The 20,240-nt window shown below is 63.7% G+C and carries 19 protein-coding genes, 1 tRNA gene and 2 riboswitches; of the genes, 11 read left to right on the forward strand and 9 right to left on the reverse strand.

What is annotated here, in order from left to right; genetic code table 11:
• Positions 1-231 precede the first annotated feature (231 nt).
• The 5 genes from K5R33_RS04080 (at position 232) to cynS (ending at position 4,649) form a co-directional block, all read left to right on the forward strand.
• Entirely contained in the window at positions 232-1,659 is a 1,428-nt protein-coding gene (locus K5R33_RS04080) for an ABC transporter substrate-binding protein (protein ID WP_220747685.1), read from the forward strand.
• 75 nt (positions 1,660-1,734) lie between these two features.
• Entirely contained in the window at positions 1,735-2,736 is a 1,002-nt protein-coding gene (locus K5R33_RS04085; RefSeq protein WP_255576032.1) for an ABC transporter permease, read from the forward strand.
• Between the two features lie 11 nt (positions 2,737-2,747).
• Positions 2,748-3,659, forward strand: coding sequence for an ABC transporter ATP-binding protein (locus tag K5R33_RS04090; RefSeq protein WP_220747686.1), 912 nt, complete (start codon positions 2,748-2,750; stop codon positions 3,657-3,659).
• A 2-nt stretch (positions 3,660-3,661) separates the two neighbouring features.
• Positions 3,662-4,141 (forward strand): nuclear transport factor 2 family protein, encoded by a 480-nt coding sequence (locus K5R33_RS04095; RefSeq protein ID WP_220747687.1) that lies wholly within the window; start codon positions 3,662-3,664, stop codon positions 4,139-4,141.
• Positions 4,142-4,178: 37 nt separating this feature from the next.
• Entirely contained in the window at positions 4,179-4,649 is a 471-nt protein-coding gene (gene cynS / locus K5R33_RS04100; RefSeq protein WP_255576031.1) for a cyanase, read from the forward strand.
• 683 nt (positions 4,650-5,332) lie between these two features.
• On the opposite strand, the gene K5R33_RS04105 is transcribed toward cynS, so the two are convergent.
• Positions 5,333-5,408: transfer RNA gene (locus tag K5R33_RS04105), tRNA-Ala, on the reverse strand.
• Positions 5,409-5,509: 101 nt separating this feature from the next.
• Here K5R33_RS04105 and K5R33_RS04110 point away from each other — a divergent pair.
• Complete coding sequence (locus K5R33_RS04110; protein ID WP_220747688.1) at positions 5,510-6,781, forward strand: DUF2254 domain-containing protein; 1,272 nt, start codon at positions 5,510-5,512, stop codon at positions 6,779-6,781.
• Here the strand turns inward: K5R33_RS04110 and gcvP are convergent.
• From gcvP to gcvT, 3 genes are all read right to left on the reverse strand, one after another.
• Entirely contained in the window at positions 6,760-9,591 is a 2,832-nt protein-coding gene (gcvP, locus tag K5R33_RS04115; protein ID WP_220747879.1) for an aminomethyl-transferring glycine dehydrogenase, read from the reverse strand. The two genes, K5R33_RS04110 and gcvP, sit on opposite strands and share 22 nt — an antisense overlap.
• A gap of 104 nt (positions 9,592-9,695) precedes the next feature.
• Positions 9,696-10,058 (reverse strand): glycine cleavage system protein GcvH, encoded by a 363-nt coding sequence (gene gcvH / locus K5R33_RS04120; protein ID WP_220747689.1) that lies wholly within the window; start codon positions 10,056-10,058, stop codon positions 9,696-9,698.
• A gap of 20 nt (positions 10,059-10,078) precedes the next feature.
• Positions 10,079-11,197: a glycine cleavage system aminomethyltransferase GcvT gene (gene gcvT, locus K5R33_RS04125; protein WP_220747690.1), complete on the reverse strand. Its 1,119-nt coding sequence runs from the start codon at positions 11,195-11,197 to the stop codon at positions 10,079-10,081.
• 36 nt (positions 11,198-11,233) lie between these two features.
• Positions 11,234-11,308: riboswitch (glycine riboswitch) on the reverse strand.
• A gap of 1 nt (position 11,309) precedes the next feature.
• Positions 11,310-11,399, reverse strand: a riboswitch (glycine riboswitch).
• Between the two features lie 51 nt (positions 11,400-11,450).
• Between gcvT and K5R33_RS04130 the strand changes: the two genes are divergently transcribed.
• Positions 11,451-11,969, forward strand: a complete 519-nt coding sequence (locus tag K5R33_RS04130; RefSeq protein ID WP_308442970.1) for a gamma-glutamylcyclotransferase family protein — start codon at positions 11,451-11,453, stop codon at positions 11,967-11,969.
• Here K5R33_RS04130 and K5R33_RS04135 read toward each other — a convergent pair.
• Positions 11,966-13,978 carry a protein-disulfide reductase DsbD family protein gene (locus K5R33_RS04135; RefSeq protein WP_220747692.1) on the reverse strand — a complete coding sequence of 671 codons (2,013 nt, stop codon included), beginning with the start codon at positions 13,976-13,978 and terminating at the stop codon, positions 11,966-11,968. The two genes, K5R33_RS04130 and K5R33_RS04135, sit on opposite strands and share 4 nt — an antisense overlap.
• 154 nt (positions 13,979-14,132) lie before the next feature.
• Between K5R33_RS04135 and K5R33_RS04140 the strand changes: the two genes are divergently transcribed.
• Positions 14,133-14,858: a DsbA family protein gene (locus tag K5R33_RS04140; RefSeq protein ID WP_220747693.1), complete on the forward strand. Its 726-nt coding sequence runs from the start codon at positions 14,133-14,135 to the stop codon at positions 14,856-14,858.
• 37 nt (positions 14,859-14,895) lie between these two features.
• Here the strand turns inward: K5R33_RS04140 and K5R33_RS04145 are convergent, their stop codons facing one another.
• Genes K5R33_RS04145 through metF form a run of 3 tightly spaced genes read right to left on the reverse strand, consistent with a single transcriptional unit; the run spans position 14,896 to position 16,694 of the window.
• Complete coding sequence (locus tag K5R33_RS04145) at positions 14,896-15,306, reverse strand: PaaI family thioesterase (RefSeq protein ID WP_220747694.1); 411 nt, start codon at positions 15,304-15,306, stop codon at positions 14,896-14,898.
• Positions 15,307-15,308: 2 nt separating this feature from the next.
• On the reverse strand, positions 15,309-15,779 hold the full coding sequence (locus K5R33_RS04150) for a PaaI family thioesterase (protein ID WP_220747695.1): 471 nt from the start codon (positions 15,777-15,779) through the stop codon (positions 15,309-15,311).
• 51 nt (positions 15,780-15,830) lie between these two features.
• Positions 15,831-16,694 carry a methylenetetrahydrofolate reductase [NAD(P)H] gene (gene metF, locus K5R33_RS04155; RefSeq protein ID WP_220747696.1) on the reverse strand — a complete coding sequence of 288 codons (864 nt, stop codon included), beginning with the start codon at positions 16,692-16,694 and terminating at the stop codon, positions 15,831-15,833.
• Between the two features lie 106 nt (positions 16,695-16,800).
• On the opposite strand from metF, the gene K5R33_RS04160 reads away from it, so the two are divergent.
• The 3 genes from K5R33_RS04160 to K5R33_RS04170 all read left to right on the forward strand — a co-directional run bounded on the left by K5R33_RS04160 (position 16,801) and on the right by K5R33_RS04170 (position 18,898).
• Positions 16,801-17,721 (forward strand): LysR family transcriptional regulator, encoded by a 921-nt coding sequence (locus tag K5R33_RS04160; protein WP_220747880.1) that lies wholly within the window; start codon positions 16,801-16,803, stop codon positions 17,719-17,721.
• A 117-nt stretch (positions 17,722-17,838) separates the two neighbouring features.
• Complete coding sequence (locus K5R33_RS04165) at positions 17,839-18,636, forward strand: inositol monophosphatase family protein (RefSeq protein WP_220747697.1); 798 nt, start codon at positions 17,839-17,841, stop codon at positions 18,634-18,636.
• A gap of 46 nt (positions 18,637-18,682) precedes the next feature.
• On the forward strand, positions 18,683-18,898 hold the full coding sequence (locus K5R33_RS04170; protein WP_220747698.1) for a hypothetical protein: 216 nt from the start codon (positions 18,683-18,685) through the stop codon (positions 18,896-18,898).
• Positions 18,899-19,168: 270 nt separating this feature from the next.
• On the opposite strand, the gene K5R33_RS04175 is transcribed toward K5R33_RS04170, so the two are convergent.
• Positions 19,169-20,164 carry a hypothetical protein gene (locus tag K5R33_RS04175; RefSeq protein ID WP_220747699.1) on the reverse strand — a complete coding sequence of 332 codons (996 nt, stop codon included), beginning with the start codon at positions 20,162-20,164 and terminating at the stop codon, positions 19,169-19,171.
• Between the last annotated feature and the right edge of the window lie 76 nt (positions 20,165-20,240).

Raw genomic sequence — 20,240 nt, forward strand, 5'->3', positions numbered from 1 at the left:
TACGATATTTCGCGTCAATCACTAGCGGTCGCCACCTCATAAATATCAGTAAACGTGATATTTTTCAGGATGCTCAAATATACGTCACCTGCTTTTTTTGACGGAATCTCTCTCCGATACTGAGTTCAGTCAACGAACCGGCCAGCGGCAATGCTCCTTCCGACCCGATGCCGGAAGGATGCCACGAAGGCCCACAAGACCCGCTGAACGCGCACACAGGAGAGGTAATCGATGACCCACTTTAAGGACCCCTTTAACCCCAACATCGATGTTTGGAACGAGTGCGGCGAGGCGTCGGACGGCCCGGTCGATCCCTATGCGGGACTGACGCCCGACGATGCGGACATCCTCCGCAAACGCGCACAGCAATCACTGAACCCCGAAGTGGGCATGACCCGTGCGCTTGAAAGCTCGGTCATGCAGGGGCTGTTCAAGACGGACATCTCTCGCCGGGCCTTCCTGCGCAGCGCCGGGGTGACAGGTGCGCTGGCGGCTGTGGCTACCGTCTTCCCCTTGTCGTCGCTGCAACTGATGGCCGAAGAGGCCATGAAGAACCTCGAAAAGACAAAGCTCACGCTCGGGTTCGTGCCGATCACCTGCGCCACCCCCATCATCGGCGGCCATGCCCTCGGCTTCTATGAGCGGTATGGTCTGGACGTTGACATCGTGAAGACCGCTGGGTGGGCGGTATCGCGCGACAAGTGTCTGAACGGCGAATATGACGGGTCGCACCTGCTGTATCCGATGCCGATGGCCATGTCGCTTGGCATAGGCTCCACCGCGCAGCCGTGGCGTGTGGTGTCGAACGTGAACACCAACGGTCAGGCCATCGTTCTGGCGAACAAGCACCTGGACAACCAGGACCCGGCCAACTGGAAGGGCTTCACCTTCGCCGTTCCCTTCGAATACTCGATGCACAACCTGCTGCTCCGCAACTACGTGGCGGACGCTGGCCTTGACCCCGATCGCGACATCCAAATCCGTGTGGTTCCACCACCGGAGATGGTGGCAAACCTCCGCTCCGAGAACGTGGACGGCTACCTCGCGCCGGATCCGTTCTGCCAGCGGGCGGTCTATGACCAAGTCGGCTTCATTCACAAACTGACGCTGGATTTGTGGAAGCAGCATCCCTGCTGCGTGTTCGGCTTGTCGCAGAAGTTCATCGACGAAAACCCGAACACGACGATGGCGCTGACCACCTCGATCCTGGAGGCGACGGCCTCCGCCGAGACGGCCGAAGGCCGGGTTGCCTTTGCGGAGTCCATGGCGCCCGCGAACTATCTCAACCAGCCGGTGGAGATCCTGAAACAGATCCTGACGGGCGTGTTCCCGGATGGGCAAGGCAACATCAAGTCGGTGCCAGACCGGATTTCCTTTATGCCGCTGCCGACGCAGACCATGAGCACCTGGGTCCTGTCGCAGTTGCGCCGCTGGAACTACATCGAAGCGGACACCGATTACGCCACCTTGGCCGAGCAACTGGTGCTGACGACCACCACCCGCGAGCGGATGCGCGCGATGATGGCCGCCGATCCGAACCTAACCTTCTCGGACGTCGACCAAGACGTGTTCGCCCCCGTTTCGATCCAAGGCCGCGAGTTTGCGCCAGCCAACGCGCAGGAGTTCATCAACAGCCAGCCGTTCAGCCGCACGATCTAAGCGCGACGGTCCTCTGACACCAGGCGGGGCAGTTTGCTGCCCCGTCCATTTGACTGATGTTTCAGGAGGGTCGGAATGATCCGGAGCCTAGATCTGCGCAGCGCCATGTTGTCCCTGCTCATCCTCGTGGCGGGCCTCTTCATTTGGCACGCCACCACACATGTCCCGGACACCGGGCCCGTCGGGGTGGTGCTCTCAGCGGATCAGGAACAGGCTCTGCTGGCTAAGAATATGGGCGCCGAAGACATCGCCTATTACGCCAGCCAGGGCGTGGAATTCCCGCAGCTGGATCAGATCGCCGGTCTGGGTCTGTCGCGCGAGATGATCGACATGGCCGGTGGCATTCGCGCCCTCGGCATCAGCGTCCCAGACGAGAACTCGGCGCCCGCGCCCGGATCGCTGTTTCCATCGCCCGCGCAAATCGGTGTCGAGCTTTGGGCGACGATCACCGATCCCTTCTATGTCGCTGGCACGAACGACATGGGGTATGGGATTCAGATCGGTTACTCGCTGCTGCGCGTCATCATCGGCTATACCCTCGCGGCCGCGGTCGCGATCCCGCTGGGCTTTCTGATCGGCATGTCGCCCTTGGCCTACAGAGCGCTGGACCCGTACATCCAGGTCCTGAAACCAATCTCGCCGCTCGCCTGGATGCCCATCGCGCTGTTCACGATTGGCGACAGCGAGTTGTCATCGATTTTCGTGATCTTCATCTGTTCGGTCTGGCCGATGCTGACCAACACCGCCTTTGGCGTGGCCTCTGTGCGATCTGATTGGATCAACGTCGCCCGCACCCATGAGCTCGGGTCGCTCAAGACCGCCATCACGGTGATCCTACCCGCTGCGGCCCCGACGATCATCACCGGTATGCGAATTTCCATCGGGATTGCGTGGCTCGTCATTGTCGCGGCTGAGATGCTCGTGGGCGGAACCGGCATTGGCTACGTCGTTTGGAACGAATGGAACGGCCTGCGTCTGGACCGGATGATCGTCGCGATCCTGCTGATCGGCGTGATGGGCATGCTTCTCGACACCCTCTTCGCACGCCTCCAGCGCGCCGTGTCTTACACCGAATAAGGAGAAGAGAGATGGCGAAACCGTTTCTGTCTATCGAGCGTCTGACCCAACAGTTCCCCGATGGCGCCGGAGGCACGCTGACAGTCTTTGAAAACGCGACCTTCGGCGTCGAAAAGGGGGAGTTCGTTTGCATCCTGGGCCATTCCGGCTGCGGCAAATCCACGATCATGAACATCCTTGCTGGATTGGCCGAGCCGACGTCAGGTGTGGTCAAAATGGACGGCTTTGAGGTCTCCGGCCCGTCGCTGGACCGGGGCGTCGTTTTTCAGAACTACTCGCTGCTGCCCTGGCTCTCCGCACTCAAGAACGTCACCTTCGGCGTCGCCGCGCGCCACAAAGACTGGTCTAAGACGCAGGTGGAGGAGCACGCCCGCAAATACCTGGCCCAGGTCGGGCTGGAGGGCGATGTGGTCAACCGCAAGCCTTCGCAACTGTCAGGCGGGATGCGCCAAAGGGTCTCCATCGCCCGGGCCTTCGCCAACCAACCCAAGCTGCTGTTGCTGGATGAACCCTTCGGCGCGCTGGACGCGTTGACCCGCGGCACGATCCAAGAAGAGTTGATCAAGGTTTGGAGCCAGACGGAGCAGACCGTCTTCATGATCACCCATGATATCGACGAGGCGATCCTACTGTCGGACCGGATCCTGTTGATGACCAATGGTCCGATGGCCCGCGTGGCAGAGTCGGTCGAGATCACCATTCCACGGCCACGTAATCGCACGGAAATCGTCGAACACCCGAACTACTACGCGATCCGAAACCATCTGGTGCAGTTCTTGGGCCAACGCTCCAAAGAACTGGCGGGGCAGCCTTCCAGCGGCGACGACCACCGCCCCGAAACCGTCCGCATCGACAACAGCGAGCCCGCCCCAGAAGAGAGCGAGCCTGCGGTCGTTCCAACCCTGCGCGCGGTAGGAGACTAAGTATGACCGTCGAAGACCCAATCCGCCCCCCGGTCCCGCCATTCACCTATGACGAGGCCGTCCAAAAGGTGCGCATGGCCGAGGACGCCTGGAACCGGCGCGATCCAGACAAGGTCGCCATGGCCTACACGGCCGACACAAAGTGGCGGAACCGGTCGGAGTTTTTGAATGGCCGAGAAGAGGTCCGCGCCTTTCTGACCCGCAAGTGGCAGACGGAAAACGGCTACCGCCTGATCAAAGAGATCTGGGCCCATGACGGAAACCGGATCGCTGTACGGTTTTGCTACGAATGGCACGACGAGGACGGCAATTGGTTCCGCGCCCACGGCAACGAGAACTGGCAGTTCGATGAGAAGGGGTACATGGCGCAGCGCCACGCTTCCATCAACGACGTCCCAATTGCCGAGGCCGACCGCAAATTTCACTGGCCGCAGGGGCCCCGCCCTGCCGACCACCCCGGGCTAAGCGAGCTCGGCCTATGACCGCGCTTTGCGCATGCCCTGAGGAGAGGAGAAAGACATGAAAGACACCTTTGAGGTCCCAGCCATGATGACAAAAGAAGACGTGACCATGATGATCCTGTCCGCCAAGAAGACGGCGGGTCTGACATGGGAAGAGATCGCTGAAAAGATCGACATGTCACCGGTCTGGACCCACTCCGCCTGCATGGGCATGAACGGCTGGCCCCAGGACAAGGCAGAAGCCATCGTAGCCGTCATGGGCCTGCCGCAGGAAGCGGTGAGCGTCCTGGAAGAGCCGCCCACCAAAGTCTGGGAGCAATCCGTCCCAACGGACCCCTGCATCTACCGTCTTTATGAGATCGTAGGCGTCTATGGTCCCACGATCAAAGCGCTGATCGAAGAGAAGTTCGGCACCGGCATCATGTCCGCAATCGACTTTGACATGCAGATCACGAAGGTCGAGCACCCGAAGGGCGACCGTGTGAAGCTGGAAATGTCAGGGAAGTTCCTGGCCTACAACTCGTGGTAAGATCTATCCTTTGTCATAAAACGAACGCCCGCAGGAGAAATCCTGCGGCCGGGTCGGACCAACCTTCGGCATAGGAAAACAACGGGCAGTGAAATGGAGTTTTCCTGAAGAACCTCATTATCAGGGTCCGGTGCATTGTTATGGTCATCCTATGAAGGGTGCTTGAATAAGCCAGTAAGCAAACAACACCCCCCCGACCATGGGCTGAAATCGCCGTCATGTCGTGATAACTGGCCATCCTTTTCTCTGAGCCGCGTCAGTACCTTTCACCCGGAATGTGAAGCCTCAGCAATTGCCCGGGATATGCGCGGAGACCTTAAGCGCATCTCTGGAAGCATCGACCAGCTTCTCGACCGGATTGTGGACACGGCATCCCCGACGGTCGCAACAGCCCTCGAAAAGCGCATCGAAGCGCTTGAGGATCAGAAGCGTCTTCTGGCCGAAAAGGTCGCCAACTCGGCCCAGCCCCGGCACACCTTTGAGGGAATGTTCGAACGCGCCTTCGAATTCCTCGCAAACCCTTGGAAACTATGGGCCTCAGAGCAGTACCCGCACCGCCAGACAGTGCTCAAAAATGGCCTTCGCAGAGGGTCTGATCTGCGACCAAGAAAAGGGAGTTCGAACCCTTGAAACGACCTTACCCTTCAAGGCCTTAGCGGCAATTCCATGCAAGAATGCTGATTTGGTGGAGCCGAGGGGAATCGAACCCCTGACCTCGTCATTGCGAACGACGCGCTCTACCAACTGAGCTACGACCCCAACGTGCGTTCGTATGGCGGTGGATGGGCCGGGCGTCAAGCGTGGGAACCAGACCCGCTCCGCTGTGCGTTACACCTTTGTCCAAGGGAAAGTTGGCCGCCATGATCCTGTCTGCTGCCCTGTGGCGCCTCCGTCAGCTAAGCCGTGATATCTGGGTGCGGATCGTTCTGATGCTGGCCCTGGCATGTCTCACGGTCGCCATCGCGCCTGTGATCTCTGGGCTTCTGCCCAGGGCCGTCTCTGATCGCATTCAGGAGGAGGATGTGACAGATCTGCTGTCGATCCTGACCGGTACGATGCTGGCGGTGGCGACGTTCTCCCTGTCGGTCATGGTCTCGGCGCACCATTACGCCAGCAATCAGGTCACACCCCGGTCGCATCGCCTCCTGCGGCAAGACAGCCGAACGCAAAGCGCCTTGGCGACCTTCATCGGGGCCTTTGTGTTTGCTTTGGCCGGGCGCATCATGCTGACGACGGGCCTCTATGATGGGCGCGACTTCGCGGCGGTCTACGGGGCGACAATCCTGGTGATCGGGCTTGTGATCGTGGCGCTTGTACGGTGGGTCCAACACATCTCTGCCCTTGGCTCGATGGAGCAGACAACCGACCGGGTGGAGGCCGCCGCGCGCAGCGCCATGGGCGACCGGATGGATCTGCCGCTGTTGGGCGCCAGGCCGCGCGAGCGGGATGCCGATCTCACGGACGCCATTCCCATCAAGGCAAGCGGGTTCGGTTGGGTCCAACACATCGACATGCCCGCCCTTTCAGCACAGGCGGAAGCGATCGGCGGAGAGATCCATCTGTCCGTGCTGCCAGGCGACCGGGTTGACCCGGAGACCGAGCTTATGCGGGTGGCCGCGCCGCGCATCTCGACCCAGCAGCAAACCGCCCTTGCGGAGGCCATAACGACGGGGACACGGCGGTCGTTTGATCAAGACCCGGCCTTCGGCCTGGAAGTGCTTGCCGAGATCGGACAGCGTGCCTTGTCGCCGGGCCTCAACGACCCGCGAACGGCCACCGATGTGATTTACCGCATCTTGAGCGTGCTGTCGCTCTGGTCACAAACGGCCAAGGAAGAGGCCGCCGCCTTTCCCCGCGTCCGCGCGCCCGCCATGTCGGTGGACGTGCTGTTGGTTGGGTCCTACGACGCCATTGCCCGAGACGGGGCTGCTTTTGTCGAAGTGCAATTGGCCTTGCAGGAGGCACTGACCACGCTCTCACGCCACCGCGACGCTGACCTGGCCCAGGCGGCGCGCAAGCTATCGGCGCGCTGCCTGCTGCGGTCGGATAGGCAACTTGCCCTGGCGGAGGACGCCGCCAGGGTCCGGGACCGCGCGCCGGGGGCGGTGGGCTATTCGGCGGCCTCCAGATAAGTCTCCACAGGCGGACAGGTGCAGATCAGGTTCCGGTCCCCTGCGACGTTGTCCACACGGTTCACCGGCGGCCAGTACTTGTCGACGCGGAACGCACCTGGCGGGAAGCAGCCGTCCTCCCGGCTGTAGGGACGGTCCCAATCGCGGACGAGGTCCTCCATGGTGTGCGGCGCATTCTTGAGCGGATTGTTCACCGGGTCCATACGGCCCTCTGCGATCTCCCTGACCTCACCGGCGATCGACAGCATGGCGTCAATGAACCGATCCAGTTCTGGCTTTGGCTCACTTTCGGTTGGTTCAACCATCAGAGTTCCGGCAACGGGCCAGGACATGGTCGGGGCGTGGAACCCATTGTCGATCAGGCGCTTCGCCACGTCATCCACGGTCACGCCATGGTCCGCAAAGGCCCGCGTATCCAGAATGCACTCATGGGCGATGCGCCCGTTTTGTCCGGTGAACAACACATCATAGGCGCCCTCCAGGCGCTTTGCGATGTAGTTGGCGGACAGAATGGCCACCTTGGTGGCTTGGGTCAGGCCCGCGCCGCCCATCATCATCACATAGGCGTAGCTGATCGGCAGGATCGACGCGCTACCGTAGGGCGCGGCGGAGACGGGCGCCTCCGTCCCGTCCTCCGGGTGGCCGGGCAAATGCGGGGCCAGATGCGCCTTCACACCGATGGGTCCCATGCCGGGCCCGCCGCCCCCATGGGGGATGCAGAATGTCTTATGCAGATTCAGGTGGCTCACGTCCGCCCCGATCTCGCCAGGTTTGGACAGGCCCACCATGGCGTTGAGGTTCGCGCCATCCAGATAGACCTGACCACCAAACCGGTGGGTAATCTCACAGACCTCGCGGACGGTGTCTTCGAACACGCCGTGGGTCGACGGATAGGTGATCATGCAGGCCGCAAGATCGTCGCCAGCGGCCTCGGCCTTGGCCCGGAAATCCTCCAGATCGATATCCCCGTTGTCGGCAGCCTTTACGACCACAACACGCATCCCCGCCATCTGGGCGGAGGCCGGGTTCGTCCCATGGGCGCTTGTGGGGATCAAACAGATCCGCCGATCCTCTCCCCGCGCCCGGTGATAGGCCGCGATGGTCAGCAAACCGGCGTATTCGCCCTGGGCGCCCGAATTGGGCTGCATCGACATGGCGTCATAGCCCGTGATCACACAGAGCCGATCCGACAGCTCTTGGATCATCTCGGCATAGCCTTCCGCATCCTCACGCGGGGCGAAGGGATGCAAACGACCGAACCCCGGGAAGGTCACGGGCATCATCTCCACCGCTGCATTGAGCTTCATGGTGCAGGACCCCAGGGGGATCATCGCGCGGTCCAGCGCCAGATCCCGGTCAGCAAGACGGCGCATATAGCGCATCATCTCCGCCTCGGCACGGTTCATGTGGAAAATCGGATGGGTCAAATACTCGGACGACCGACGCAGCGCTGCGGGTATGTCGAGGCGTAGCGCGGGGACAGGCGCCTCAACCCCGAAGGCACGCAGCAGCCGGGCCAATACCGCGCGGTCCGTCAACTCGTCACAGGCGATGCCGAGGGCCGTCCCGCCAACCTTGCGCAGGGTAATCCCCTCGGCCCGTGCCGCGCGCCAGATGACGCCTTGCATGGCCCCGACCTCGACGGTGAGCGTGTCAAACAGAGCCTCTGGCCCAACGGTGAACCCCGCCGCGACCAGGGCGTCCCGCAAGGCGACCGCGTGGCCATGTACCCGGGAGGCGATATCACGCAGCCCCGCCGGACCATGGAACACCGCATAAAAGCTGGCCATGACCGCCAGAAGGGCCTGGGCCGTGCAGACATTCGACGTCGCCTTTTCGCGCCGAATGTGCTGCTCCCGCGTTTGCAACGATAGGCGGTAGGCTTTGTTTCCGTGGCTGTCGACCGATACGCCCACCAGGCGCCCGGGGATCGAGCGCTTGTAGGCATCTGCACAGGCGAAAAACGCCGCGTGGGGCCCGCCATACCCCAGGGGCACGCCAAATCGTTGTGCGCTGCCCACGGCAATATCCGCGCCCATGGCACCTGGCTCTTTCAAGAGACATAGGGCCAAGAGGTCGGTCGCCATAATAGCCAAGCCCTTCGCCGCGTGCAGGGCCTCGATTTTTCCTGAAAAATCGTGCAGCGCACCGCCGGTTCCGGGGTACTGAAAGATCGCACCGAAGACCGCGTCGGCGTCCAAGTCTTCCGGGGGGCCGACGATCAACTCAATCCCGAGCGGCGCCGCCCGTGTCCGCATCACGGCAATGTTCTGTGGATGGCAATTCTCATCGACGAAGAATGCCGTAGCCTTCGACTTCGCGACCCGCTTCGCCATGACCATGGCTTCGGCGCAGGCGGTTGCTTCGTCCAACAGGGACGCGTTCGCGACGGGTAGACCCGTAAGGTCACTGACCATGGTCTGAAAGTTGAGGAGTGCTTCCAACCGGCCTTGGGCGATCTCTGGCTGATAGGGGGTATAGGCCGTATACCAGGCCGGGTTCTCTAAAATGTTCCGCTGGATCGCAGGCGGTGTGACAGTGTCGCTATAGCCCTGGCCGATCATGCTGATGGTGACGCGATTCTTAGCCTCAAGATCGCGCATACGGGCCAAGATCGCGTGTTCCGTCATTTGCGGCCAATCCAGAGGCTGCGCCTGGCGGATCGACTGCGGGACTGTTTCGTCGATCAGAGCGTCCAGGCTGGGCGCTCCGACGACGCGCAGCATGTCGTCCATTTCAGACGGTGACGGCCCAATATGGCGACGGTTGGCGAAATCGTAGGTGTCGTAGTCGGTCAAAGTCATCGGGATCTCCGGTCCGGTTGGGTCGCGATAGGCCATTGGGGCGTCAAACAACGACCGCACTGCGGGGTCGCGCGCGGCTCAGGCGTCAGGCGGGCATGGGCCCGCCACGGTCAGGCGTCGCCCGAGAAGTCCTTGTAGGCATCCTCATCCATCATCCCGTCCATCTCTTCGGGCGTCGTGGTGGTCATACGAAAAAACCAAGCGGCCTCGGGGTCTTCATTCACAAGCCCCGGTGCATCGGCCAAGGCTTCGTTGACCTCGGTGATCTCGCCATCCAGGGGCGCCAAGATATCCGAGGCGGCCTTGACGCTTTCGATCACGACGATTTCTTCGCCCTTGGTGACTTCGAGGCCCACTTCGGGCAGTTCCACAAAGACCACGTCCCCAAGCTGCGTCGCCGCGTGCCCCGTGATCCCGACGGTGATGACGCCGTCTTTGTTGTCCAACCACTCGTGTTCTTCGGTGTATTTCATCGCAGTCTCCTGGTGCAGGCTCATCGCTTGTAACGCGGGGTGTGGAAGGGAAGGTCCGTCACACGAACGGGCAGCCGCCGTCCGCGCAGGTCGCCGTAGAGGGTGGTCCCCTGGCGACACTCCGCTGGGACATAGCCCATGGAAATCGGTCCACCGACAGATGGTCCGAAGCCGCCGGAGGTCACCGAACCAATCGGCGTGGTGGACGTCTCGCTCTCGTACAAGGCGACACCCGCCCGCATGGGCGCGCGACCATCGGGGACAAGACCCACACGGCGACGGGGCGCGCCAGCCGTCAGTTGTGACAGGATGACCTCCGCCCCGGGGAAGCCACCGGCGCGCGCGCCGCCCCCGCGGCGAACCTTTTGGATTGCCCAGCCGAGGTCGGCCTCAACCGGCGTCGTCTCGGGCGTGAGGTCTTGGCCATAGAGCGGCATGCCCGCCTCCAACCGCAGGCTATCCCGCGCGCCTAGCCCAATGGGCAGGACACGGTCATCGTCCAGCAGCGCGCGGGCAAAGGCCTCGGCGGCATCGGCGGGCAGGCTGATCTCGAAACCGTCTTCGCCGGTATAGCCCGAGCGGCTGATCCAGAGATCCGCCCCGCGCCAAGGGGCCGTCGCCACATCCATGAACCGCATCGTCGCCACCATGGGCACCAAGGCGGCCAGAGCCGCTTCCGCCTCTGGCCCCTGCAGGGCAAGCAAGGCCCTATCCTCAAGCAGGATCACCTCATGGTCCGGCAGACCATGCTTCAGAAGCGCCAGGTCCGCCTGCTTCATGGCGCCGTTCACAACCAAGTACAGTTCATCGCCCCGACGGGCAGCCATCAGATCGTCGGCAACGCCACCCTCCGGCAGGGTGAGCATCCCATATCGCTGGCGCCCCTGGGCCAGGCCCACCAAGTCCACGGGGATCAAACGCTCTGCCGCCGCAGCCGCGTCTGGCCCGCGCAGAAGCACTTGGCCCATGTGGGACACGTCAAACAAGCCAGCCTGTGAACGGGTATGGAGATGTTCCGCCATCACGCCCGCGGGATACTGCACGGGCATGGAGTACCCGGCGAAGGGTACCATCTTTGCCCCTAACGCCCGATGGAGCGCATCAAGCGGCAAGGGCAACAGGTCGATATCGTCACGCATTCCGGCACCTCCAGCAGCGGACCAAAGCCGCTTGGTTGTGCCCCCTCTGTCCCGGTGCCTGAGATCGCTATCCCTTCGGCGGGCGCATGGGGCGCCACTCTCCAGAGTTGTCACACACGACCGGTCCCTTTGCCTGAGAGTTTACCGGGGCGGTTGCTCCTTCGGCCCTGCCATTTCTGGCAGCGTCTCCCGTATCGTGCATGTTTCCGATACGAAACTTGACCCTATCCGCGCAAGGGGGGACATGGAGGATATGGATCATTTTTTCGGATATGGCTCGCTCGTCAACCTCAGCACGCACGCCTACCCCGGCGCGCGGGTGGCAACGGTCACGGGCTGGGGGCGCGCGTGGCGGCACACAATGGGCCATGACATCGCGTTCCTGACGGCGGTGCGAAGGCCGAACGCCGCCATCGATGGAATCGTCGCGGATGTGCCCGGTCGCGACTGGGCGGCATTGGATGCACGCGAAACTGGCTACCTGCGCGAGGCGCTGCCCGAGGGACCTGCGATTTATCATATCCCGGAAGGGCACCACCCCGCCCCCGAACAGCCTCGGCCGATTCTGCTGAGCTATCTGGATGTGGTGGTCCAAGGCTACTTGCAGCAGTTCGGCGAGGCTGGCGTCAGTCGGTTTTTCGAGACGACCGAGGGCTGGGATGCACCGATCCAAGACGATCGGGCCGCCCCCCTCTATCCACGGGCTCAAGTGCTATCCCGGGATGAGACTGCCCTGGTGGACACTTGGCTGGGTCGTTTGGGGGCCAGCTAAGGTCCGGCGGCACGGTCAAGGGCCGCCATGACGGCGGCCTCGGTCAGGATCTCGGGCAGGGGAATGCCGTCCGGGGCGCCAGGCCCATAGACCGCATTGAACGGAATGCCGAACCGACCGTTATCCCGCAGAAAATTGGCAATACCCTCGTTCGGGCGGGTCCAATCGGCGCGCAGCGCGGTCACCTCCGGTGCGTCCAGGGCGCGCGCCACCGGGTCGGTGTCCAAAACCAGACGCTTGTTGACCTTACAGGTCAGGCACCAATCGGCGGTCACATCCACGAAGACCGCGCGCCCTGCGGCCACCTCTGTCGCGATCTGGGTTCGCTCAAAAGGCTGCCACGCGCCGGAGACCTGGGCGGGGGTGGGTGCCGCTGCGGGCAAAACCACGGTCAGTGCGACCATCGCCGCTAAGCCCGCCGCCCCGATAGGCAAGGCGCGGCCCCGTAGCGCGAGCGCCGCGACCATGACCAAAGCGGCGGCTGCGACACCCCCTGCCACGGTCCAACCCGCCGCACCGGCCAGCACAGTCACAAGCCAGAGAGCCGCAAGCACCATCAGCCCGCCCAGAACGCGGCGGATGTGAACCATCCATGCGCCCGGCCGTGGCAAACGCTGCACCAGTCCGGGACGGGCAGCCACCAGCAGATAGGGCAGCGCCAACCCGCCCCCCATTGCCGTGAATATCCCCAGCGTGGTGGCCCACCCGCTCGTCAGGGCAAACGTCACCGCCGTCCCGAGAAAGGGCGCCGAACAGGGCGTGGCCATCACAGCCGCAAAGGCGCCCGTGGCGAAATCGCCCCGCAGCCCGCCCCGTGCCTCGATACCGCCCAGGGCCGTCTGCGTGCGGCTGGACAAGCCAATTTCAAACAAACCCACCAGATTGGCCGCAAACAGGACCATCAGACCGACCATCACCGATAAGAACACCGGGTTCTGGAATTGCACGCCCCAGCCGATCGCCACGCCGCCAGCCCTCAGCGCGATCAGAACGGCTGCCAGAGCCACGAAGAACGTGAGAACACCGGCCACCGACGCCAGAAAGCCCGCCCGGATTTGCGCCGTGCTCTTGCCCTGTGCGCCCATGGCAGAGGCCAGTTTGATCGACAGCACCGGAAGAACGCAGGGCATCACATTCAAGATCAGCCCCCCGACGAAGGCAAACATCGCCATCCAGAGGAGCCCCTGGTGCTGGTCGGGCTGTGGCGGCGGCGTGGCGGAGAGGGGCGGCGTAAAGGTCGCCGCGCGCGCACCGTCCACCAAGGTCAGATCCAACGCCCCCTCGCCCGGGGCAAGAACGGGCAGTCGCGCCCAAACCAGGGATCCACCATCGGCCAGGCGCACCTCAGGCGCGCCGAAGGCGGCATAGGCGCCTTGTTCGGGAAAGATGTCGGGGGTTTGCAAAGGCGGGTCCGCCCGCAGGGCCAGGGTCAGCGCCTCCTGCCCTAAGTGCACCCGCTCCACGGACAGGCCAGCGTCTGTCTCCGCAACTGGCACGCGAGCGATCCAGTCGGACAGGAGAGCCGCGCTCTCCGGGTCTGGGGCACCGCCTTGGGGCAAGTCCAGCGTCAGATCCACAGTCTCGGGGATACAAACTTCCGCACAGACAAGCAGATCTGCCCGAAGGGTCAGCCGGGCTGCCTGCCCAGGGTCGGCCAGGGATAGGGTCAGTGGGAAAACCACCTGGTCGCCATAGCCGAAATTTTCGATGTCAAAGGCGGTGAACCGCTCCGGCGCAGGGTAGGACAGGGCCACATCGGCGATGTTCTCGCTCCCCTCCCAGCTGATCTGCGGCGGCAGGCCGACCTCACCCGGTGAGCGCCAATAGGTCTTCCACCCTTCCGCCAAATCCACCTGCAATCCTGCGGACACCACGGTCGTACCGGTGCCGACACCATCGGTGGCCGAGAGCAGCCGCGCCGAAAGCGTCTGCGTCGCGACCGGATCGGAGGTCGCGGCGACCGATGGCCCAGCCAAAAGCAAGGCGCATAGGAAAAGGAGTCGGGTCATAGGATCGACCTAATCCCCCGCTGCGGGGCAGCGAAAGGGGGTGCGGTGCCGCACTGACGGACATGTGACCACTGGGCGCCCTTGCGCCCCGGCGTCGGACAGGGCCAAGGTGTCACAACCCCGTGATCCGCCCATGCCTTCGGAGCCCTTCGCCATGATCCGCCCCCTCGCCGCTTTCCTTCTGTCGACCAGCCTTCTGGCCCTGCCCGTAACCGCGCAGGATTTCAGCGAGGAAGAAATCAAGCAACTTGCCTTGCAAGCCATCCTCGAAAACCCCGATATCGTGATGGAGGCCGTGGCGATCTTGCAAGCCCGCGACGAGGCCGAAGCCGAAGCAGCGGCGCGCACCACCCTGGACGAGGGGCGTGCGGCGCTGGAACAGGACCCGAACGCCCCCGTCCTGGGCAATCCCGATGGCGATGTGACGGTGGTGGAGTTCTTTGACTACAACTGCCCCTACTGCCGCCGCGCAGGCGAACAGGTCACCGCCATGTTGGAGCGCGACGACAACGTGCGCGTCGTCTATCGCGAATGGCCGATCCTGGGCGAAGGCTCGGTCTTTGCGGCCCAAGCGGCTTTGGCCGCGCGGGAACAGGACAAATACAAGGAGTTGCACGAAGCGCTCATGACGGCCCGGGGTCGGGTCGACGAACATATCGTCATGCAGCTGGCGGCGGGCGTCGGGTTGGACCTGGACAAGCTGCGTACGGATATGGAGGCGCCAGAGGTCCAGGCCCATATCGACACCTCGATGGAACTGGCACGCTCGCTCGGGTTTTCCGGAACCCCGAGCTTTGTGGTCGGTGACGCTTTGGCGCCGGGTCTCATCGACGCCGACCAGCTGATCGAAATGATCGAAGCCGCCCGCGACGACAGCTGACCAGCCGGGCGACCGCTCCGGCGGGCTGGCCTCGCTCCTAGGTGTCGGTCTTTGCAGGTTTGGGAACGGGCACCATTGTGCCCAGCGCCGTCGCGACATGGGTGCCATCTGCTGCCCAAACATCCGCGGCCACGGCGATCAACCGGCGGCCCGGGCGCACGACGCGCCCCTCGGCGGTGATCTCTCCCCGGGCCATGGCCAGCAGGGAGATCCGGAACTCCGCCGTGACCACCTCCATGTCCGGTGCCATCTGGGTCAGCGCAGCATACCCAGCGGCGGAATCGGCGAGCGAAAAGGTCAGGCCAGCGTGCCCCGCCCCGTGCTGCTGGCTGGTCGCTGGACTGACGGTGGCCGCGATCCGCACCAGCCCATCACCAACGTGGGTCAAACGCGCCCCAAGGGTCTTCATCATCCCTTGCTGGGCAAAACTGTCTTCTACGCGCCCCATGTTCACCCCGCCATAATCAAACAGGTGGCGGAGCCGGTGGCATAGGTCTTGCCATCCGCGACGCCCCGAATCCAACCGTTGGCCACGCCCGTCGTCCGCCCGGCGTGCTGCACCAGGCCCTCGACCGCGACCTCTAGGCCCACGGGAATGCTGCGGGTGACGTTCACCTTGTATTCGAGCGTTGTGTAGACCTGTCCCTGGGGCACGGTGGTGTGCACTGCACAAGACATCGCGCTGTCGAGCAGCGTCCCGTACCAGCCGCCGTGCACCGTTCCCAAGGGGTTGCAGTGGTCCGGCAACGGCGTGCCGACGAAGACAACGCGGCCTTCGGACACGTCGGTCACGCGGTAGTTCAGCACGCGCGAGATCGGCGGGGGTGGCAGACGGCCATCACGGATCCCTTCCATGAAGGCGAGGCCCGACTGACCGAGAACCGTGTCGCGGCTGGCAAAAGCAGGTGTGGTCTCGGGCATGTATCCTCCGGGCCGTAGGGTGCCCGCAGGACCGTAGCGAGGGTTCGAGGCTTAGGCCACCTGGCTCAGCGCGGCGCGCGGCTGCAGCCCCAGCGCCGTGCACACGTCACGCGTCAACTCGGGTCGGTTGAGCGTGTAGAAGTGCAGGTGCTCCACCCCTTCGGCCACCAGATCGTCAGCCAGTTCCGCCGCCTGAGCCACAGCCAGTAGGTCGGCACGCCCGTCGCGGACCGCCACATCAAACGCCGCCGCCAACTCGTCGGGAATCACCGCGCCACAGGCCCGGGCAAAACGCGACGCTTTGGTCCAATCCTCGATCGGCAGGATCCCCGGCACGATGGGCGCGTCGATTCCGGCCGCTGCGCAACGATCACGGAATCGCAAGAACGTCTCAGCATCGAAAAAGAACTGGGACACCGCCTCGGTCGCGCCCGCGTCGATCTTGCGCTTGAGCCAAGCGATGTCCGCGTCGGCATCCGCCGCTTCGGGGTGGGTGTCGGGGTAGCACCCGACCCGCACCGTGAAGTCCTCGGCGGCAAGTGCTTCGATCAACTCGACGGAATTCGCGAAGCCCTCGGGATGCGCGGTAAACCCATCCGCACCCTTTGGCGGATCGCCCCGCAGGGCCACGATGTCCGTCACGCCCGCATTGCGGAAGCCGCGCGCAACCTCCAACGTCTCCTCCCGGGAGGCGTCGACACAGGTCAGATGCCCCGCCACGCGCAGGTCGAACCGCTTACCGATCGCCGCCACCGCTTCGCGCGTCAGCTCCCGCGTGGTGCCGCCCGCGCCATAGGTGACCGACACCCACTCGGGCGCCAGCGGCGCCAAGGTCGACACGCAGTCCCATAGGCGAAAAGACGCCTCTAGGGATTTGGGCGGAAAGAACTCGAAGCTGACGGTGGGCGTGGACATTGCGGGTCTCCTTCGACGGGGGTTGTGCCAGACCGCCGCATTGTGAGACAGCCTCATAATCCTCAACTTCAACATGAGCCTTACTTGGGGAGCCTCGGCGATGCGCCTGCATATCGAGTTTCGACACCTGCGCACGATCCGCGCGATCCACGATTGTGGCGGGCTGGCCCGCGCCGCCGAACGGCTAAACATCACCCAGAGCGCCCTGTCCCATCAGGTCAAAAACCTAGAGGAACAGATCGGGGTTGAGCTGTTCGTGCGCCGGTCGAAACCCATGACGCTCTCCCCGGCGGGTCAACGCCTGCTGCGGCTGGCCGATCAGGTTTTGCCACAGGTCGAAGCGGTGGAGCAGGAATTCGCGGGTCTAAAATCGGGCAAGACAGGGCGGCTCCATATCGCCATCGAATGCCACGCCTGCTTTGAATGGCTGTTCCCCGTGCTGGAGCAGTTCCGCCGCGCCTGGCCCGATGTGGATGTGGACATTCGTCCCGGACTACAATTCCAAGCCCTGCCCGCCCTGCAAAAAGAAGAGGTCGACCTCGTCGTCTCCTCGGATCCCGAAGACCTGCCGGGTGTCGAATTCGCGCCGCTGTTTGACTATGAGCCAGTGTTCCTCGCCTCCGCCGCCCATCCCTTGGCGCAAAAGCCGTTTGTCGAGGCGCAGGATTTCGCGGGGGAAACGCTTATCACCTATCCGGTGGACCGGCCCCGATTGGACGTCTTTTCCCAGCTTTTGATGCCCGCAGGGATCGAGCCGGCCAGCGTCCGACAGGTCGAATTGACCGCCGTCATTTTATTGCTGGTCGCCTCGAACCGGGGCGTCTCGGTCCTGCCCGACTGGGTGGTGCGCGAGGTGCGCTACAATTCTGACTACGTGACGCGCCCCTTGACCGAACAGGGCGTGACCCGGCGGCTCTATGCGGCGGTGCGCCAGACCGATGCGGCAAAGCCTTACATGGCCCACGTCCTGCGTCTGATGCGGACCGAGCCGCTGAAGCTGCAACGGACGGATGTGACAGTCGGCTGACGGGCGCCCCATGCGGGCGATGCATATCTGCCCCGCGCCACGCCGCGCGATCTTTGGCTGGCCCCGCGCCCAGACCTCCGGTAAAGGCAGCGCCTGGACCCGGACGGAGCGCGACAGATGCAAGGCAGTGCCAATCTCAACGTGATGATCAAAGCGGCGCGCCGTGCCGGTCGCAGCCTGGTCAAGGACTTTGGCGAAGTGGAGAACCTCCAGGTCTCGGCAAAGGGTCCTGGCGACTTCGTCAGCCGCGCCGACCGTGCCGCCGAAGAGCTCATCCGCGAAGCCCTCATGGAAGCACGTCCCAGCTACGGGTGGCTCGGGGAAGAATCCGCCGAAGTGCCCGGCAAGGATCCGACGCGCCGTTGGATCGTGGATCCGCTGGACGGGACCACGAACTTTCTGCACGGCATGCCCCATTGGGCGGTCTCCATCGCACTGGAACACAAGGGCGAGGTGACCTCCGCTGTCATCTACGATCCCGTCAAGGACGAGTTGTTCTGGGCCGAAAAAGGCTCGGGCGCTTGGCTGGACGGACGGCAGAGACTGCGCGTGTCGGGCCGCATCTCGATGATCGAGACGGTCTATGCCACCGGCCTGCCCTTTGGCGGCAACAAGTACCTGCCCGCCGCGCTCAGCGACCTGGGGCGCTTGTTGCCCGTCTGCGCGGGTGTCCGGCGCTGGGGCGCTGCGGCACTGGACCTGGCCTACGTGGCAGCCGGACGCTACGACGGCTATTGGGAACGCGGCGTGAAGCCATGGGACATCGCCGCCGGGATCCTGCTTGTTCGGGAGGCGGGAGGCATCGTCGAGCCGATCCGCCCCGAAACCCAAAGCCTGATGGAAGATGGCCACATCGTGGCGGGGTCCGCCGCAGTCTTCGAAAAGTTCTCCAAAATCGTCCGTAAGTCAGCCTGATCCTGCCCAAGTCCTGTCACGAATCCCTGTCATCTCGGACTGCGGAATGGGTATCAAAGAACATATTGCTGCCTTCGCAGCGGATGAAGACGGCAGCATCGTCATCGACTGGGTGGTGATCTCGGCCGCGATCATCGGGATCAGCCTGTTTATGTTCGATGGCGTTGCCGGCAGCGTCGAAGACCTGGCGCGCGACGTGGAACAAAAGCTGGCGTCCATCGAGATCCCGACCACATTCGCGGATTACGAGAGCCTGCGCTAACGACCGATTGCGCGACAGAGGTCTAGATTGGCCTCTTAGCGTCGCCGCTCATGCAATTGGGGCTGCTCTGCAACAGCGCTTCATCGCTCCATCCACCCAAGGGTATGCCCCTCAGCCTCCGAATACCTAACAAGCCAGTGGCGACGCGACGCCCGTTTGCACCAACGGACCCTCCGTAACGCGTCCCTAGAGACATCACCTGCGACGTCCGATGGCCTATTCGACCCAGCCAAACGCTGCCATACAGCCGAGCCGAGCCGTGGCCCGTCATCACTGCACCAACTCGCAAACCGCTGGGGTCAGGCGCTCCGCCCAGTCTGAGCACCCCTGCAAGAGCGGATCCCCTTCGCATAGGTCGCGAAGCCTTGCACTTAAACGGGCGACTTGCGCCACGTTCAGCTTTGCGGGCGGCGCAGACGCGGCTCGGGTCGGGTCAACGACCCTGGCAAACTGCGAGACAATCAGCAGGGCCGCCATTCGGGTGACCAGCCGGTGCTCCTCCACTTGCGGCAAAGCATCGGCCAAAACGCGTGCCGTGGCGGCGGCGGTCAACGTCCAATTTGGATCGGCGAGCGGACCGGCCATGTCCTCGCACCCGCCGCGCAGGCCGAACTGCTGCCAATCCCGCCAGACCACCGAGCCGTCCGGTGTGACCGCGGCCTTGGTCAAATCGGCCTGCCAGCGAACGAAGCGATCAGACCGACGCAGAATGGCAGTGGTGAGCGCCTCCGGATCCAAATCGGGCGGCGTCAGGCCCAGATCATAGGACACGAAGATCAAACGGGCCACCTGACGCTCCGCCCAGGCCCGCCGCGTACCCAGACCCGTCAGGCGCGCCTTTGCACGGGGTGCGCGGTCCATGGCCGCCCGACACAGGGTCAAAGCGTGCAGGGACCGCTGCGCCAAGTCTTCCGCCTCGCCCGCATCGGCTTCGGCCATACCCTCCGCTACGGAGGCCATGCCGGTGTCAGCCTGCAAAACCATGGTGTCGCGAAAGCCGACAACCTCCGGCACCGGCGCGCCCTGGGCCTTGAGCGCGGTTAGCAATGCGACCTCCCGCCGAACGTGGTCCGCCGAGGCACGCCGGAACGCAAAGACACGCCGTCCATCGTTCAGCATTAGACGGGTGAGACCCTGCTCCGGCGGGGTCATCTCGGCCACATCCGTCCCGGTCAGGGCGCGCGTCAGGTCACGCAGACACGTGGGCTTCGGCGCGGCTGGCGATGGTCGCGTGAGGTCCACCGTCTCGGCAACATCTGTCAACATTGGCAACGCTCCTGCTGCAAAAAGCACTTCGGCGCCGCCCCTTTCCCTTGGGCAAACGTTGCACTCCGCCAAAACG

Source organism: Jannaschia pagri (assembly GCF_019655435.1).
Lineage (GTDB): Bacteria > Pseudomonadota > Alphaproteobacteria > Rhodobacterales > Rhodobacteraceae > Jannaschia > Jannaschia pagri.

Coding starts and splice junctions, on each gene's coding strand:
- K5R33_RS04080 (WP_220747685.1), top strand. CDS start 232: ATGACCCACTTTAAGGACCCCTTTAACCCCAACATCGATGTTTGGAAC.
- K5R33_RS04085 (WP_255576032.1), top strand. CDS start 1,735: ATGATCCGGAGCCTAGATCTGCGCAGCGCCATGTTGTCCCTGCTCATC.
- K5R33_RS04090 (WP_220747686.1), top strand. CDS start 2,748: ATGGCGAAACCGTTTCTGTCTATCGAGCGTCTGACCCAACAGTTCCCC.
- K5R33_RS04095 (WP_220747687.1), top strand. CDS start 3,662: ATGACCGTCGAAGACCCAATCCGCCCCCCGGTCCCGCCATTCACCTAT.
- cynS (WP_255576031.1), top strand. CDS start 4,179: ATGAAAGACACCTTTGAGGTCCCAGCCATGATGACAAAAGAAGACGTG.
- K5R33_RS04110 (WP_220747688.1), top strand. CDS start 5,510: ATGATCCTGTCTGCTGCCCTGTGGCGCCTCCGTCAGCTAAGCCGTGAT.
- gcvH (WP_220747689.1), bottom strand. CDS start 10,058: ATGAAATACACCGAAGAACACGAGTGGTTGGACAACAAAGACGGCGTC.
- gcvT (WP_220747690.1), bottom strand. CDS start 11,197: ATGCGTGACGATATCGACCTGTTGCCCTTGCCGCTTGATGCGCTCCAT.
- K5R33_RS04130 (WP_308442970.1), top strand. CDS start 11,451: ATGGATCATTTTTTCGGATATGGCTCGCTCGTCAACCTCAGCACGCAC.
- K5R33_RS04135 (WP_220747692.1), bottom strand. CDS start 13,978: ATGACCCGACTCCTTTTCCTATGCGCCTTGCTTTTGGCTGGGCCATCG.
- K5R33_RS04140 (WP_220747693.1), top strand. CDS start 14,133: ATGATCCGCCCCCTCGCCGCTTTCCTTCTGTCGACCAGCCTTCTGGCC.
- K5R33_RS04145 (WP_220747694.1), bottom strand. CDS start 15,306: ATGGGGCGCGTAGAAGACAGTTTTGCCCAGCAAGGGATGATGAAGACC.
- K5R33_RS04150 (WP_220747695.1), bottom strand. CDS start 15,779: ATGCCCGAGACCACACCTGCTTTTGCCAGCCGCGACACGGTTCTCGGT.
- metF (WP_220747696.1), bottom strand. CDS start 16,694: ATGTCCACGCCCACCGTCAGCTTCGAGTTCTTTCCGCCCAAATCCCTA.
- K5R33_RS04165 (WP_220747697.1), top strand. CDS start 17,839: ATGCAAGGCAGTGCCAATCTCAACGTGATGATCAAAGCGGCGCGCCGT.
- K5R33_RS04170 (WP_220747698.1), top strand. CDS start 18,683: ATGGGTATCAAAGAACATATTGCTGCCTTCGCAGCGGATGAAGACGGC.
- K5R33_RS04175 (WP_220747699.1), bottom strand. CDS start 20,164: ATGTTGACAGATGTTGCCGAGACGGTGGACCTCACGCGACCATCGCCA.